Genomic DNA, 15,743 nt, shown 5'->3' with positions numbered 1-15,743 from the left:
CCCGGCCAGCATGACGGCGAGCACTGAACATGACGGAGACCCCACCCGCTCCGTCATCCGCTCGCCGTTGCCGGTCGCGCCGAACAGCTCACAGCTGGCCCCCATTCGGCGTGACCGGCGCCTTCCTTCCCAGACATTGCACTCGCGGACCTGCCGCTACGACAGGTGCGGCAACCTCCCCATCCGCCCATGCCGCGTCCTCCCGAAGCCGCGACGATTTGCGCGGCTAACGCGGAAGTTGCCTCGGTCTAAGGAAACTGTGGATCGTTTCCGGCCACATTAATTGCGGTTCCGTAAGGGAAGCCCGCGTTAAGAAATTGGTAACCCGGGCTCACTAACCGGTTGCTGATCTCGCGCCCGGAACGATCGCAGGTTGTAGAACGATTTCCGCCGGGGCCCTTGCGCCGTCGATGCCGGGCCGCACCTGCAAGTTGTTGAGTATGGGGTATCTGGTCTGAATGCACGGACACTTCGACAAAGCCACGCCGTTTGATCCGTGGCCGAAGGATTCCGGGCAACACAGACTTACCCGCCGCGGCGGTGCCCTCTATTCCTTTCGTTCGCCTTCGGCCCAGGAATTCGCACCGGAAAACCACTGGCTGCTGGTGCTGCTGTCGCCGATCCAGCGCCTGCGGCTCGCGCTCGGCGACGACGAGCCGCGCACGACCAATGTGACCGCCGGCATGGTTTCGGTGGTGCCGGCAAGCGTTGCCTGCCGGGCGAGCTGGGGCGCCGAGCTCGAAAATGTCGTGGTGGCGATCGAGCCTTGCCGGCTGAAGGAACTCGCGGCCGAGGAATTCGGGCGCAGCGACATTGAACTTTCGCCCACCTATCCGGTGCTCGACAAGGTCGCGTTCAAGCTCGCGACGCTGCTGAAGGACGAACTGCAGGCGCCGGCGGGCAGCAACGAGCTGTTTCTGGAATCGCTGGTGACGCTGATGGGCCTGCATGCGCTGCGGACCTATTCGAACCTCAACGGCCCGAAACGGCGGGTGCGCGCGTCGCTCTCGGCCAGCGCGACTGGTCGCGTAAAAGCCTATTTGCAGGAAAATTCCGCCGCAAGGTGACGATCCCCGAACTTGCCGCGCTCTGCGGCCTCTCCTCCGGCCATTTTTCGGAAGCCTTTGCCAGGACCTTCGGCCTGCCGCCGCACCGCTACGTGCTGGAGCTTCGGCTCGAGCATGCCGAGCGGCTGTTGCGCGAGACGGACACGCCGATTCCCGAGGTCGCGTTCCTCAGCGGATTTTCCAGCCAGAGCCACCTCACCCACATGATGCGCGCGCACTGGGGAAAAACCCCGAACAAGGTGCGTGCCGGTTAGGGACAGCTGTCCGAAAGCCGGTCACCAACATTGCCAGTTTGGCACAAGGCTCTGAATTAACTGATTTTTTTATCGTTAATGAAGGGTTGCGCCTTTTCTTCGGCGCCTCGCGTGCTATCTCGAAAACAGAGGCAGACACGAGGAATTGGGAATGGAGCCGCCGGCCTGGACCTGCGACGGATGCAGGGCTGAGATCGAGACGAAGGAGATCGACAGGTATCGGTGGGTGCGGGTCAACATTGCCGCCGTCGGCGGCTCGACCCGGCTCGATGCCGAATACGAGCTGTGCCCTGGTTGCCAGGCCCGCCTCGTCCGCCACGCCAACCCGCACAATTGGGAGAAGTGAGGGGGTAAGAAGGGTGGTGATCACCTTCACATGATCCGGCCACACTCGGCCCCTGTTCTTTGCCAGACAGTTGTGCGCCGGCGCCCTACGAGCCCCCTCCGGCGCTTCGCGCCACCTCCCCCATAAAATGGGGGAGGATCCGGGCCCTGCGACTGTCACGGCGATGGGTCTTACCTGCAGCACTCTGGCATAGATGCCACGGTCAAGCCGTAGAATGAGGAGGACGAGCTTCGTGCCGGGCAGAAAGTCTGGCGAGGCAGGGATGGCCGGAGAGACGGTTGGCGAAAGCGCGTTGGCTATCTGTCCCCGATCGTATGCGCCTGCTCTCCCCTACTCCTCGAACGCCTCCCCGGTCACCCGCCGACCCAGCATGAAGGCGTCGGCGACGTGGGTGAGCGGCGAAAGGTCGGCGTCGATCGAGCGGGTGGCGATCAGTTCGGCGAAGCGGCGGTAGATGGCCGAATATTCGACGTCGCCCCATTGCTGCGTTTCGCGCCCGTCAATGTGCATCTCGGCGCCGCCGGACTTCAGAAGCAGCGTCCCGGCGTCGGTTTCGACCTCGATGTCCCAGGTCTGCGGGCCGGTCTGGCGCCAGTCGAAATCGGCCTCGACCGCGAAGCCCCCCTTCCCCGCAAAGCGCAGTTTTGCCGCGATCGGCGCCTCACGCCCGTCGGGAAATTCGAGCGTCGAGGAGACGAGATGGAACGGCGCGGGCAGGATGCGCGTGACGATCGACAGCGCGTTGATGCCAGGGTCGAACACACCAAGCCCGCCCGGCTGCCAGATCCACGCCTGGCCGGGATGCCAGCGGCGCACGTCCTCCTTCCAGACGACCGAGACGTGCCGCACTCTCTTGTCCCTGAGCCACAGCCGCGCGGGCTCGACCGCGCCGGCAAAGCGCGAATGCCAGGTGGCGAACAGCGCAACGTTCCGCGCCTCGGCCATCCTCACCAGCGCCTCGACCTCGGCGATGGTCGCGCCCGGCGGCTTTTCGAGGAGGACGTGGCGGCCGGCGGCGATTGCCTTTGCCGCTGCCTCGTAGCGCGCCTGCGGCGGCATGCAGAGCGCCAGCGCCGCGATGTCCGCCCGCGCGGCCAGCAACTGGTCCAGCGTCGGAAAATTCTCGATGCCGTCGAGGCCGGAATGCGCGCTGACGGTGGCCGTCAGCCGAAAGCTGGTATTGCCGGAGATCGCCGGCACGTGCTGGTCGCGCGCGATCTTGCCGACGCCGACGATGGCGATGTCAGTGACTGTCACGGGGAACGTCCTTGCCGCGGCGGCCCTTGAGGAAGTCGAAGTCGGCGCCGGTGTCCGCCCCTTGCACGTGGTCGTGGAAGAGCCGCGCATAGCCGCTCTCCGGCCGCCTGACCGGCGGCGTCCAGGCGGCGAGGCGTGCGGCGATCTCCTCGTCCGAAACGTCCAGGTGGAGGCGCCGGTTCGGCACGTCGAGCTCGATGAAGTCGCCGGTCCTGACGATCGCGAGCGGACCGCCGACGGCGGCCTCCGGCGAAGTGTGCAGCACCACGGTGCCGTAGGCCGTGCCGGACATGCGCGCGTCGGAGATGCGGACCATGTCGGTGATGCCCTTGCGCAAAATCTTCGGCGGCAGGCCCATATTGCCGACCTCGGCCATGCCGGGATAGCCGCGCGGCCCGCAATTCTTCATCACCATGATGCAGGTTTCGTCGATGTCGAGCGCCTCATCGTTGATGCGCGCCTTGTAGTCGTCGATGTCCTCGAACACGACGGCGCGGCCGCGATGCTGCATCAAATGCGGGCTTGCCGCCGAGGGTTTCAGCACCGCGCCGTTAGGGGCAAGGTTGCCTTTCAGCACGGCGATGCCGCCATGTGAGGTGAGCGCCCGTTCGGTCGGCAGGATGACATCCTCGTTCCAGTTGCGGACGTCCTTCACCTCTTCCCAGACCGAGGCGCCGGAGACGGTGAGCGCGTCGCGGTGAAGAAGCCCCGCCTCCGCCAGCCGCTTGATGACGACCGGCAGCCCGCCCGCGTAGAAGAACTCCTCCATCAGGTATTTGCCCGACGGCATCAGGTTGACGATGGTCGGCACGTCGCGGCCGAGCCGGTCCCAGTCGTCGAGGGTGAGGTCAATGCCGACGCGCCCGGCAAGCGCGAGGAGGTGAATGACCGCATTGGTCGAGCCGCCGATCGCGCCGTTGACGCGGATCGCGTTCTCGAACGCCTCGCGCGTGAGGATGTCGGAAGGCTTCAGGTCGTCCTTGACCATCTGCACGATGCGCCGGCCGGTCAGCTGCGCCATCACGCGGCGGCGGGAATCGACGGCGGGGATCGCGGCGTTGCCCGACAGCGCCATGCCGAGCGCTTCGGCCATCGACGCCATGGTGGAAGCAGTGCCCATGGTGTTGCAGGAGCCGGGACTGCGCGACATCGCCTGCTCGGCCTCAAGGAATTCGTCGCGGGTCATGGTGCCGGCCTTGACCGCCTCGCTCATCTGCCAGAGCGCGGTGCCGGAGCCGACCCGCTCACCGCGGAACCAGCCGTTCAGCATCGGCCCGCCGGAGACGACGATCGCCGGAATGTCGACGCTGGCCGCTCCCATCAGCAGCGCCGGCGTGGTCTTGTCGCAGCCGACCATCAGCACCACGCCGTCGAGCGGGTTGGCGCGCAGCGCCTCCTCGACGTCCATAGCGGCGAGGTTGCGGTACATCATCGCCGTCGGGCGCAGCGCGCTTTCGCCGGTGGAGAATACCGGGAACTCGAGCGGCAGGCCGCCTGCCTCGTAGATGCCGTTCTTGACGCGCTGGGCAAGGTCGCGCAGGTGCGCGTTGCACGGCGTCAGCTCCGACCAGGTGTTGCAGATGCCGATCACCGGGCGGCCGTCGAACAGGTCGGCCGGCAATCCCTGGTTCTTCATCCAGGAGCGATGGTAGATGTGGTCGCGGCTGGTGCCACCGAACCATTCCGCCGAGCGCAGCTTGCGCGGCCATTCGGCCTTCCTGAAGCCCATGTCTTACGCCTTGTTCTTGTTGTAGACGTCGAAGATGACGGCGGCGAGCAGCACCAGGCCCTTGATGACCTGCTGGTAGTCGATGCCGATGCCGAGGATCGACATGCCGTTGTTCATCACGCCCATGATGAAGGCGCCGACCACCGCGCCGACGATGGTGCCGACGCCGCCCGACATCGACGCGCCGCCGATGAAGACGGCCGCGATCACGTCGAGCTCGAAGCCGAGGCCAGCCTTGGGCGTTGCCGTGTTGAGGCGCGCGGCAAAGACGAGACCGGCCAGCGCCGCCAGCATGCCCATATTGGCGAAGGTGAGGAACACCAGCCGCTCGGTGCGGATGCCCGACAGCTTGGCCGCCTTCTCGTTGCCGCCGATCGCGTAGATGCGCCGGCCGACCGTGGTGCGGTTGGCGATGAAGGAATAGATCGCGATCAGGAGCGCCATGACGATGAAGACGTTCGGCAGGCCGCGGAACGACGCCATCAGGTAGCTCATGTAGGCGATCGCGCAGAAGATCAGCGCGTTCTTGATGGTGAAGACCGCGAAGGGTTCCTCGACCAGCCCGCGCCGCTGTTCCTGCCGCCGGTTGCGGATGGCGAGGTAGAGGAGCAGCACCGCGAAGCCGAGGCCGACCAGCAGCGAGAACAGGTTGATGCCCTCGGCGCCGAACAGGTCGGGCAGGAAGCCGGAGGCGATCAGCTGGAAGGTGGGCGGGAACGGCCCCACCGACTGGCCGGCAAGCAGCCACAGCGTCAGGCCCTTGAACACCAGCATGCCCGCAAGCGTGACGATGAAGGAGGGGATGCGGAAATAGGCGATCCAGTAGCCTTGCGCCGCGCCGATCGCCGCGCCCACCGCGAGGCACACAATCGCCGCCAGCACGAAGTTGACGTGCCACTGCACGATCATCACCGCCGCCAGCGCACCGATGAAGCCGAGCACCGAGCCGACCGAGAGATCAATGTGGCCGGAGACGATCACCAGCAGCATGCCCACCGCCATGATGACGATGTAGCTGTTCTGCAGCATCAGGTTGGTGAGGTTGACCGGGCGCAGCAGGATGCCGCCGGTGGCGAACTGGAAGAAGGCCATGATCACGACCAGCGCGATCAGGATGCCGTATTCGCGCATGTTGGCGCGCCAAAAATGCTGGTTCCTCGTGCGGTCGGCCGCCTCGGGCCTTGCGGACGTGATGGTCTGATCCATGGGCTACCCGCCTGCCTTGATGATCATGGACATGATCTTTTCCTGGGTCGCCTCTGCGGTCGGCAGCTCGCCGACGAAGCGTCCCTTGTTCATGACGTAGAGCCGGTCGGTGATGCCGAGCAGCTCCGGCATTTCCGACGAGATGACGATGATCGACTTGCCGCTTTGGGCGAGGTCGCGAATGATCGTGTAGATCTCGAACTTAGCGCCGACGTCGATGCCGCGCGTCGGCTCGTCGAGGATCAGGATGTCGGGGTCGGCGAACAGCCACTTCGACAGCACCACCTTCTGCTGATTGCCGCCGGAAAGGTTCACCGCCGACTGCTCGATGGTGGGCGTCTTGATGTTGATGCGCCGGCGGTACTCTTCCGCCACCTCGCCCTCGCGGTGGCGGTCGATGACGCCCGAATTGGCGACGCCTTCGAGATTGGCGAGCGGAACGTTGCGGCGGATGGTCTGGTCGAGCACGAGGCCGTAGGACTTGCGGTCCTCGGTGGCGTAGGCGAGCCCGGCATTGATCGCGGCCGGCACGGTCGAAAGGTCGACCTTCTCGCCGGCAATGAAGGCTTCGCCGCCGGCATAGCGGCCGTAGGAGCGGCCAAACAGGCTCATGGCGAGTTCGGTGCGCCCGGCCCCCATCAGCCCGGCAATGCCGAGCACCTCGCCGCGGCGCAGGTGGAAGCTGACATTGTCGACCACCTTGCGGTCCTGGTCGATCGGGTGGAAGACGGTCCAGCCCCGCACCTCGAACATGGTGTCGCCGATGCGCGGCTCGCGCGGCGGGTAGCGGTCGGTGAGCGAGCGGCCGACCATATCGCGGATGACGCGGTCCTCCGGCACGGGCCCGGCGGAACAGTCGAGCGTCGAGACGGCGCGGCCGTCGCGCAAAACGGTGATGTTGTCGGCAACCTTGGAGACCTCGCTCAGCTTGTGCGAGATCAGGATCGAGGAAATGCCGCGGGCGCGGAACTCGCGCAGCAGTTCAAGCAGCGCGTCGCTGTCCTTCTCGTTGAGCGAGGAGGTCGGCTCATCGAGGATCAGCAGCCGCACCTCGCGCGATAGCGCCTTGGCGATCTCGACCAGCTGCTGCTTGCCGAGGCCGAGATGCATGACCTTGGTTTCGGGGCGCTCGTCGAGCCCGACGCGTTCGAGCAATTCGCGCGTGCGCCGGTTGGTCTCCTGCCAGTCGATGATGCCGTTCTTCGCGCATTCCTTGCCGAGGAAGATGTTCTCGGCAATCGACAGAAGCGGCACCAGCGCCAGCTCCTGGTGAATGATGATGATGCCCTCGCGCTCGGAGTCGGCAATGCCGCGGAAGGCCTTGACCTCGCCCTCGTAGACGATGTCGCCCTCGTATTCGCCATGCGGGTAGACGCCGGAGAGGATCTTCATCAGCGTCGACTTGCCGGCGCCGTTCTCGCCGACCAGCGCGTGGATCTCGCCGCGGCGCACCGAGAACGAGACGTTGTCCAGCGCCTTCACGCCCGGAAACGTCTTGGAGATGTTGCGCATCTCGAGGATGGTTTCGCTCACGGCCATGCTCCGGCAAGGTTCAGCCAGCCGGCAGGCCCCGGCACGAGCCGGGACCCGCCGCCGTCCGGGGAGGACTATTCGATCTCCGACGCCTTGTAGTAACCGGTGTCGATCAGGGCCTGACGCCAGTTCTCCTTCGTCACCGGAACCGGCTCGAGCAGGTAGGACGGCACCACCTTGACGCCATTGTCATAGGTCTTGGTGTCGTTGATCTCCGGCTCTTTGCCGCCGAGCACCGCGTCGACCATGCCGACCGTGACGCGGGCAAGTTCGCGCGTATCCTTGAAGATGGTCGAGTACTGGTCGCCGCGCAGGATCGCCTTCATCGACGGGACCTCGGCGTCCTGGCCGGTGACGATCGGCATCGGCATGTCGCCGGAGCCATAGCCGACGCCCTTGAGCGACGAGATGATGCCGATGGACAGGCCATCATAGGGCGACAGCACGCCGTGGACGCGGTCGTCGGTGTAGTTGGCGGACAACAGGTTATCCATGCGCGACTGCGCGACCGAGCCGTCCCAGCGCAGCGTGCCGACCGTCTGCATGCCGGTCTGGCCGGACTTGATGACGATGTCGCCGGCATCGATCAGCGGCTGCAGCACCGACATGGCGCCGTCGTAGAAGAAGTAGGCGTTGTTGTCGTCGGGCGATCCGCCGAACACTTCGACGTTCCACGGCTTCACGTCGCCGAAGCGCTCCTTGAGGCCGGCGACCAGCGTCTCGGCCTGCTGCACGCCGACCTTGAAGTTGTCGAAGGTGGCGTAGTAGTCGACCGCGTCGCTGTCGCGGATCAGGCGGTCATAGGCGATCACCTTGATGCCGGCGGCCTTGGCGTTGGCGAGCGCGTTCGACAGCGTGGTGCCATCGATGGCGGCGATGACCAGCACGTTGGCGCCCTTGGTGATCATGTTCTCGATCTGGGCGAGCTGGTTCGGGATGTCGTCTTCGGCGTATTGCAGGTCGGTCGCGTAGCCGGCTTCCTTGAACTGGTCGACCATCGAGTGGCCGTCCGAGATCCAGCGGGCTGACGACTGCGTCGGCATGGCGATGCCGACCAGGCCTTTCTCCTGCGCCCATGCAGGGATGGAAAACAGGCTTGCACCAAGAAGTGTCGCCGCCAGAGCGGCCTTGAACAGTCTCATGGCTTTTCCTCCCAGAAGTGGCCAGCTCTCTCCTCTGCCAGCCTGTGTCCGAACGTCGTCGGTTCCTCAGCGATAGAAGGCAGTGATATGACGGTCAAATTCCGTCTTGGCTGACTGATATGCCCAGTCGGGCATGTCTCTCAGCGCTCCGCCTCAATCATCACTGCCGGCTCCGGCACGCCCTTGCCGGCTTCCGGCACGACGTAGACCAGCCCGTCCGCAAGGCGGGGTTCCTCGAGGTCCTGGCGGGCGCTGGTGACATAGAGCGTGCGGAAGTCGAGCCCGCCAAAGGCAAGGCACGAGGTGTTGGTCGGGGGCAGCGCGATCACATGTTCGAGCTTGCCTTCGCGGGAGTAGCGCGCAACGCGTGAGGCGCCCCATTGCGCGTTCCAGAAGCAGCCATTGGCGTCCACCACCGCGCCGTCAGGGTGCAGCCCCTCGGCTGAAAGATCGAGAAAGACCTCCCTGTCGCCCTCCGGCCAGCCCTCTGCATCGAGCTTTACCGTGTAGACGATGTCCTCGTGGGTGTCGGCGAAGTAGGCGCGGCTGCCGTCGGGCGCAAAGCAGATCGCATTCGGGATGGTGATGCCGCCGAACAGCGGCTCGACGCGTCCCTCGTGGAAGCGGTAGATCGCGCCCCTCCCCTCCTCTGCCTTCTTGCCCATGGTGCCGATCCAGAAGCCGCCCTTCGGGTCGGCGCGGCCGTCATTGGAGCGGGTGCCGGGGACATCCGCCTCGAGCGGAGCGAGATGCTTGCGCTCGCCGCTCTCGACGTCGAACAGGAAGAGCTGCGTTTCGCTCGCGATAATCAGCCGGTTCTCATCGACCCAGCCGGCGGCCGAGACGCACTCGCCGAACTCCCAGGCAAATTCCTGGTCGCCCCGACGCGACAGCAGCTTGCCGGCGAGAATGTCGAACCAGAACAGCTGCATGCGCAGCGGGTGCCAAAGCGCGCCCTCGCCCAGCAGGCATGGCCGCTCGTCGTAGATGGTCACACCGGTGTTCATGTCCGTGCCTCGCCGAATGCGGTGAGCCTCAGCAGGCCCTTCTGCAGCAGGATGAAGATGAGAAGCAGCAGGCCGATGACGATCTTCGTCCACCAGCTCGACAGCGTGCCGTCGAAGACGATGTAGGTCTGGATCAGGCCCATGGTGAGGACCCCGAACAGCGTGCCGATGACATAGCCCGCGCCGCCTGTGAGGATCGTGCCGCCGATAACCACCGCCGCGATTGCGGTGAGTTCCGTGCCCACCGTCGCCAGCGGATAGCCGGAGCCGGTGTAGATGGAGAAGACGATGCCGGAGAGCCCCGCCATCAGGCCGGAGAAGGCGTAGATCAGCACCGTGGTGCGCCCGACATTGACGCCCATCAGCCGCGCGGTCTGCTCGCCGCCGCCGAGCGCGAACACCGCCGCGCCGAAGCGGGTGCGGTGCGCGATGATCGCGCCGGCGAGGACGGAAATCAGCATCAAAACGCCGATCAGCGTCAGCCGCCCCTTGCCCGGCATCAGCCAGTAGGCGCTCGTCAGCATCGAATAGAACGGATGGCTGATGGCGACGGAGTCGATCGTCATCATGTAGGCGACGCCCCGCGCCAGGAACATGCCGGCAAGGGTGACGATGAAGGCGGGCATCGCAAGCGCATGGATCAGCCAGCCCATCGCCGCGCCGAAGACCGTGGTGATGATGAGCAGCAGCGCGAACACCGCGAGCGGATGCAGGCTGGTATCGCGCAGCAATACGGCGATGAACACGCCGGAAAAGGCGATCACCGAGCCGACCGACAGGTCGATGCCGCCGGACAGGATGACGATGGTCATGCCCACCGCGACGATGCCGAGATAGGCGTTGTCGGTCAAAAGGTTGCCGATCACCCGTGTCGACAGCATCGCCGGGAACTGCAGGTAGCTGATGAGGTAGCCGACGAGGAAAATGCCGATCGTCGCAAGCAGCGGGTAAAGGCGCGGGTTGATGCTCATGGCGTCTCGCTCCGCACATTGGCGCGCCGGGCCTTCAGCATCGACTTCAGGAACAGCCAGTCGGCAGCAAGGTTCGGCGACTGCAGCACCAGGATGATCAGCACCAGCACCGCCTTGATGACGAGGTTGTACTCCGACGGGAAGCCCGACAGCATGATGCCGGTGTTGATCGTCTGGATGATCAGCGCGCCGATCATGGTGCCGGCAATCGAGAAGCGCCCGCCGAGCAGCGAATTGCCGCCGATAACGACGGCGAGGATCGCGTCGAGCTCGAGCCAGAGCCCGGCATTGTTGGCATCGGCGCCGCGAATGTCGGCGGTGGCGACAATGCCGGCGAGCGAGGCGCAGAAGCCGGATGCCATGTAGACGGCAATCAGCAGCACTGTCGCGTTCACGCCGGCGAGCGCGCTTGCCGCGCGGTTGATGCCGGTCGCCTCGATCAGCATGCCGAGCGCCGTGCGCCGCATCAGCAAGGCGACGACCACCGCCGTCGCGATCCAGAGGATGGTCGGGAACGGAACCCCGAGCACCGAGCCGGAACCGGCGAAGGCAAGGTTGGGATCGGAGAAGGTGAGAATGCGCCCTTCGGTGATCAGCTGGGCGATGCCGCGCCCCGACGTCATCAGGATCAGCGTCGCCACGATCGGCTGGATGCCGACGATGGCGACGAGACAGCCGTTCCACAGCCCTGCCAGCAGCCCGGCGCCGATTGCCAGCCCGACCGCGCCAACAAGGCCATAGCCGGATGTGATCGCCCAGGCCGCCACCGCGCCGGAAATCGCCATCACCGTTCCGACCGAAAGGTCGATGCCGCGCGTGGCAATCACCAGTGTCATGCCGACGCCAAGCAGCGCCACCGGCGCCGAGCGCTTGAGCACGTCGACCACGGGGCCGACGAAGCGCGTGCCATCGAAGCTGACGGCGAGGAAATTCGGGAAGAACACCGTGACCAGCAGCACCACGAGGGCGAGGGTCACGAGCTGCGGAGTGATGCGCCTGAAGGTCTGGCCCATCATGCCGCCTCGGTATGGCTGGCCGCGCCCGGCTGGGCAATGGCGTGGACGATGGCCTCGCTGGTGATCCGCTCGCCCGAAAGCTGCGCCACATGGCGGCGGTCGCGCACCACGATCACGCGGTCGCAGGCGGCGACCAACTCATCGAGTTCGGACGATATGAGGAGGACTGCCATCCCCTCCCTCGTGATCTCATTGATGAGGCGCAGGATCTCGGCATGCGCGCCGACGTCGATGCCGCGCGTCGGTTCGTCGAGGATAAGGAAGCGCGGGTTCATTGCAAGCCAGCGCGCGAGCACCACCTTCTGCTGGTTGCCGCCCGAAAGCTCGCCCACCGGCTTGTCCGCGCTCGACGTGCGGATGTCGAGCAGGCGGATGTAGTGCTCGGCCAGCCGCTCCTGCTCGGCGCGCGACAGGGGCGCGGCCCAGCCGCGCCGCGCCTGCAGCGCGAGGATGATGTTTTCGCGCACGGACAGCTCGGCGACGATGCCGTCCACCTTGCGGTCCTCCGGCGTGAAGCCGAAGCCGGCGGCAATCGCCTCGCGCGGATTGCCGTGGGAGATTTTTCCCGTGTCGTCCTCGGCCGCGCCAGTCGAGGCGCTGCGCACGCCGAAGATGAGTTCCGCCGTTTCGGTGCGCCCGGAGCCGAGGAGGCCTGCAAGCCCGATCACCTCGCCCTTGCCGACCTCGAGATTGAAAGGCTCGATCACGCCCTTGCAGCCGAGCTGCTCGAACCGCAGCATCGGCTTCTGGTCCTTGCTGTTGCTGGCGGTGCGCTGCTCGCGCGCCGTTTCCTCCAGCTCGCGCCCTAGCATGTAGGAGATGAGCCTGAGCCGGTCGATGTCACGGGTGCGCTCGGTGACGATCTTGCGACCGTTGCGCAGCACGGTCAGCCGGTCGCTGAGTTCAAAGACCTGATCGAGGAAATGCGAGACGAAGATGATGCCGAGCCCCTGCTCGCGCAGCTTGCGCACGATGGAAAACAGCATCTTCACCTCGGCGGCGTCGAGGCTCGCCGTCGGCTCGTCAAGGATCAGCACCTTGCCGGAAATCTCGACCGCCCGCGCGATCGCAACGATCTGCCGGATCGCTACCGAATAGGCGCCGAGATCGCGTTCCACGTCTATGTCGATGCCGTATTGCGCGAGCAACTCGCGCGCCTTCGCCGACTGCGCCTTGCGGTCGACCATACCGAAGCGGCGCGGCTCGCGGCCGAAGGTGAGGTTCTGCGCGACGGTGAGGTTCGGCAGAAGGTTCACTTCCTGATAGACGGTGCCGATGCCCAGCGCCTGCGCCTCCGCCGTCGAGGCCGGATCGATCGGCGCGCCATCGAGCAGGATCTCGCCGGCATCGCGCCTGTAGGCGCCGGTCAGGCACTTGATGAGGGTCGACTTGCCGGCGCCGTTTTCCCCGAGCAGCGCATGCACCTCGCCGGCGGCGAGGTCGAAATCGACGCCCTGCAGCGCCTTGGTGCCGGGAAATTCCTTCGAGAGCGAGCGGATGGATAGGAGCATCGGCTTCCTTTCGTGCAGGAACCGGGGCGTCAGAAAAACGCCCCGGTCCGGTCTGCTCTTGGCCCTGGGCTTAGTAGCCGAGGTCCTTGCGCCGCTCGTACTCGCCTTGCGGATCATCCGCCTGCGTGTAGAGCTTCGACTCCGTCTGGATGAACTTCGGCGGCACGGTGCCGTCCTTCCAGAACTTCTCCAGCGCATCGAAGGCCGGGCCCGCCATGTTCGGCGTCAGCTCGACGGTGGCATTCGCCTCGCCAGCGGCCATCGCCTGGAAGATGTCCGGCACCGCGTCGATCGAGACGATCTTGATGTCCTGGCCAGGCTTGAGGCCCGCTTCCTTGATCGCCTGGATGGCGCCGATTGCCATGTCGTCATTGTGGGCATAGAGCGCGCAGATGTCCTTGCCGCCGCCTTCGGCCTGCAGGAAGCTTTCCATCACGGTCTTGCCCAGCGCGCGGGTGAAGTCACCGGTCTGGCTGCGCACGATCTCGATGTTCGCTTTGCCGGCTATGCCATCGCGGAAACCCTTGGCGCGGTCGATGGCGGGCGACGAACCGGTCGTGCCCTGCAGCTCGACGACGCGGCACTTGTTGTCGCCGACTTCCTTGGCGAGCCATTCGCCGGCGACCTTGCCCTCATGGACAAGGTCCGAGCCAACCGCCGTCAGGTACAGATCGTCGGACGAGTCGACCTGACGGTCGAGCAGCACCACCGGGATCTCGGCTTCCTTGGCTTCCTGCAGCACGGCATCCCAGCCGGTCGCCACCACTGGCGCGAGCAGGATCGCGTCGACGCCCTGGGCGACGAACGAGCGGATCGCGGCGATCTGGTTCTCCTGGCGCTGCTGCGCGTCGGAGAATTGCAGCGTGTAGCCGCGTTCCTCGGCCTGTTGCTTGGTCAGCGTCGTCTCGGCGGCGCGCCAGCCCGATTCCGAGCCGATCTGCGAGAAACCGATGGTCTGCGCCGATGCACCGACCGAAAGAGCAAGGAGCGCGGCTCCCGCCAAAAGCATTCTGGTCATGATGATCCTCCACCTTGGTTCTGCCGGCCGCGGGGCGACCAGCTGCCTCATTTCATGGGGCCCGTCAGCGCCGGCACCATTTGCGCGTCCGGACCGGCGCGAACGCCGGTCCGATCCTCCCCTTCGCGTCGCGGATGCCGTTCCTCCCCGGCGGCCGCCGCTTCAGAAAGCTCTCAAAGCACGTGCACCTCTTGCCTTTCCGCCACCGGCGGCGCCGCCTCGAACTTGAGCGCATTGCGCAGCGGATAGCCGAACGCCGGCGCCTCGATCTCGAACACGTCGCCGTCCTGCGTCGCAATCCCGTCGGCATAGGACAAGGTCGCCGTGCCGAACATGTGCACGTGCACGTCGCCCGGCTGGCGGAAGATCTCGTACTTGAAGTGATGGTGCTCGAGATTGGCGATCGAGTGGGACATGTTCGCCTCGCCCGACAGGAACGGCTTCTCGAAGATCACCTCCCGGCCGCGGCGAATGCGGCTAACCCCCTCGACGCTCGCCGGCAGCGGCCCGACGAGAAGCTCCGGGCCGACGGAGGCCTGCCGCAGCTTGGAATGGGCGAGATAGAGATAGTTCTTCCGCTCCATCACATGGTCGGAAAACTCGTTGGCGAGCGCGAAGCCCACCCGGCAGGGATTGCCGTCGCGGTCGATGACATAGATGCCGGCGATTTCCGGCTCCTCACCCGCGTCATCGGCAAAGGGCGGGCGCACCAGCGGCGCGCTCGGCGCAATCAGCGCGTTTCCGTTGCCCTTGTAGAACCATTCCGGCTGCACGCCCGGCCCGCCATTGGCCGGCTTGCCGCCTTCGAGCCCCATGCGGAACATGCGCATGGAGTCGGTCTCGTCCTGCGTCGGCTTGGAATGCATCGCCGCGCGGGTCGCGGCGGAGCCGAGATGGGTAAGGCCGGTGCCGGTGACATGCAGGTGCGCGGGATCGGGATGAAGGACCGGCGGCAGCACCCGCCCCTCCTCGCAGAGAGCCGCGAGGTCGACCGCGCCATTCAGCCCAAGGTCGATGACATGGTCCTTGAGCACGAGCCCGTTGTTAGCGCAGTGCATCGCCAGGTCGTAGAGGCTTGCGTCGGTCGCGACCTCGTAGGCTTCGGTGCCCTCACGCGCGACAACCTGGATGCGGCCGTCGTCGCGGCGGAATTGCGATAGCAGCACTGACTTCCTCCCGTGCGTGATCTTCCTTCGCCACACCGGCCCGCGTCCTTCAGCGGGTGTCGCCGGCGCGCCGTGCGATCATCGGCAGAACAGGTAGCACTCGCTGTTATACTATGGAAATTCCGTTATTCGATGGAGACATACCGAAGATTACATATCGCTGTTTTCAGCGCACCTTTGCGCGGACTTCAGGCGAGATGGTGTCCCACCGCGTGGTGTAACTGACGGCATTGGTCGCCGTGCTGTCCGGCTTGGCCGGGTTGGTCAGCGTGCTGCTACTGCTGGCAGGCTGATGAAGGGATCATCGCTCAATTGTCCGACGCTTTCCAGCGTCATGTAGCGGGCACGCTGAACGGCCCATTCATCGTTCTGTTCGAGCAGCAGGGCTCCGACGAGACGCACGATGGCGTCGTCATTCGGGAATATGCCGACGACATCGGTGCGCCGCTTGATCTCCCCGTTAAGGCGTTCGATCGGATTCGTGCTGTGAAGCTTGGCCCGATGCTCCTTCGGGAAGGTC

The 15,743-nt window shown here is 65.5% G+C and carries 15 protein-coding genes; 3 read left to right on the top strand and 12 right to left on the bottom strand.

The window, feature by feature from the left end; translation table 11 throughout:
- The first annotated feature begins 458 nt into the window (after window positions 1-458).
- The 3 genes from L630_RS23420 to L630_RS0115865 all read left to right on the top strand — a co-directional run bounded on the left by L630_RS23420 (window position 459) and on the right by L630_RS0115865 (window position 1,667).
- The gene (locus tag L630_RS23420; protein ID WP_051473301.1) at window positions 459-1,067 is read left to right on the top strand and encodes a hypothetical protein; all 609 of its coding nucleotides are present in this window, start codon (window positions 459-461) and stop codon (window positions 1,065-1,067) included.
- A complete protein-coding gene (locus tag L630_RS23415) occupies window positions 1,064-1,321 on the top strand; it encodes an AraC family transcriptional regulator (RefSeq protein ID WP_051473299.1) in 258 nt (85 codons plus the stop codon). Before L630_RS23420 ends, L630_RS23415 begins: the two co-directional genes overlap by 4 nt.
- 151 nt (window positions 1,322-1,472) lie before the next feature.
- Complete coding sequence (locus L630_RS0115865) at window positions 1,473-1,667, top strand: hypothetical protein (protein WP_024849223.1); 195 nt, start codon at window positions 1,473-1,475, stop codon at window positions 1,665-1,667.
- 330 nt (window positions 1,668-1,997) lie between these two features.
- Here L630_RS0115865 and L630_RS0115860 read toward each other — a convergent pair whose 3' ends face one another.
- The 12 genes from L630_RS0115860 to L630_RS21605 all read right to left on the bottom strand — a co-directional run.
- Window positions 1,998-2,924, bottom strand: a complete 927-nt coding sequence (locus L630_RS0115860; protein WP_024849222.1) for a Gfo/Idh/MocA family oxidoreductase — start codon at window positions 2,922-2,924, stop codon at window positions 1,998-2,000.
- Window positions 2,911-4,653 carry an L-arabinonate dehydratase gene (araD, locus tag L630_RS0115855; protein ID WP_024849221.1) on the bottom strand — a complete coding sequence of 581 codons (1,743 nt, stop codon included), beginning with the start codon at window positions 4,651-4,653 and terminating at the stop codon, window positions 2,911-2,913. Before araD ends, L630_RS0115860 begins: the two co-directional genes overlap by 14 nt.
- Window positions 4,654-4,656: 3 nt before the next feature.
- Window positions 4,657-5,784, bottom strand: a complete 1,128-nt coding sequence (mmsB, locus tag L630_RS0115850) for a multiple monosaccharide ABC transporter permease (RefSeq protein ID WP_245263769.1) — start codon at window positions 5,782-5,784, stop codon at window positions 4,657-4,659.
- Between the two features lie 78 nt (window positions 5,785-5,862).
- Window positions 5,863-7,392: a multiple monosaccharide ABC transporter ATP-binding protein gene (mmsA, locus tag L630_RS0115845; RefSeq protein ID WP_198019553.1), complete on the bottom strand. Its 1,530-nt coding sequence runs from the start codon at window positions 7,390-7,392 to the stop codon at window positions 5,863-5,865.
- Window positions 7,393-7,466: 74 nt separating this feature from the next.
- Window positions 7,467-8,534 carry a multiple monosaccharide ABC transporter substrate-binding protein gene (gene chvE / locus L630_RS0115840; RefSeq protein WP_024849218.1) on the bottom strand — a complete coding sequence of 356 codons (1,068 nt, stop codon included), beginning with the start codon at window positions 8,532-8,534 and terminating at the stop codon, window positions 7,467-7,469.
- Between the two features lie 140 nt (window positions 8,535-8,674).
- Window positions 8,675-9,541, bottom strand: a complete 867-nt coding sequence (locus L630_RS0115835; RefSeq protein ID WP_024849217.1) for an SMP-30/gluconolactonase/LRE family protein — start codon at window positions 9,539-9,541, stop codon at window positions 8,675-8,677.
- The gene (yjfF, locus tag L630_RS0115830; protein WP_024849216.1) at window positions 9,538-10,506 is read right to left on the bottom strand and encodes a galactofuranose ABC transporter, permease protein YjfF; all 969 of its coding nucleotides are present in this window, start codon (window positions 10,504-10,506) and stop codon (window positions 9,538-9,540) included. Before yjfF ends, L630_RS0115835 begins: the two co-directional genes overlap by 4 nt.
- Before the next feature lie 2 nt (window positions 10,507-10,508).
- A complete protein-coding gene (locus L630_RS0115825) occupies window positions 10,509-11,528 on the bottom strand; it encodes an ABC transporter permease (protein ID WP_186445276.1) in 1,020 nt (339 codons plus the stop codon).
- Window positions 11,525-13,039 carry a sugar ABC transporter ATP-binding protein gene (locus tag L630_RS0115820; RefSeq protein WP_024849214.1) on the bottom strand — a complete coding sequence of 505 codons (1,515 nt, stop codon included), beginning with the start codon at window positions 13,037-13,039 and terminating at the stop codon, window positions 11,525-11,527. Before L630_RS0115820 ends, L630_RS0115825 begins: the two co-directional genes overlap by 4 nt.
- Before the next feature lie 70 nt (window positions 13,040-13,109).
- Complete coding sequence (gene ytfQ, locus L630_RS0115815; RefSeq protein ID WP_245263768.1) at window positions 13,110-14,048, bottom strand: galactofuranose ABC transporter, galactofuranose-binding protein YtfQ; 939 nt, start codon at window positions 14,046-14,048, stop codon at window positions 13,110-13,112.
- A 182-nt stretch (window positions 14,049-14,230) separates the two neighbouring features.
- Window positions 14,231-15,223 (bottom strand): AraD1 family protein, encoded by a 993-nt coding sequence (gene araD1, locus L630_RS0115810; RefSeq protein ID WP_024849212.1) that lies wholly within the window; start codon window positions 15,221-15,223, stop codon window positions 14,231-14,233.
- A gap of 264 nt (window positions 15,224-15,487) precedes the next feature.
- On the bottom strand, window positions 15,488-15,743 hold a 256-nt coding region (locus tag L630_RS21605), incomplete at its 5' end, for a transposase (RefSeq protein WP_034330578.1).

Origin of the sequence: Aminobacter sp. J41, assembly GCF_000526635.1 — a bacterium.
Lineage (GTDB): Bacteria > Pseudomonadota > Alphaproteobacteria > Rhizobiales > Rhizobiaceae > Aerobium.
This window is presented reverse-complemented; position numbering and strand designations above follow the sequence as displayed.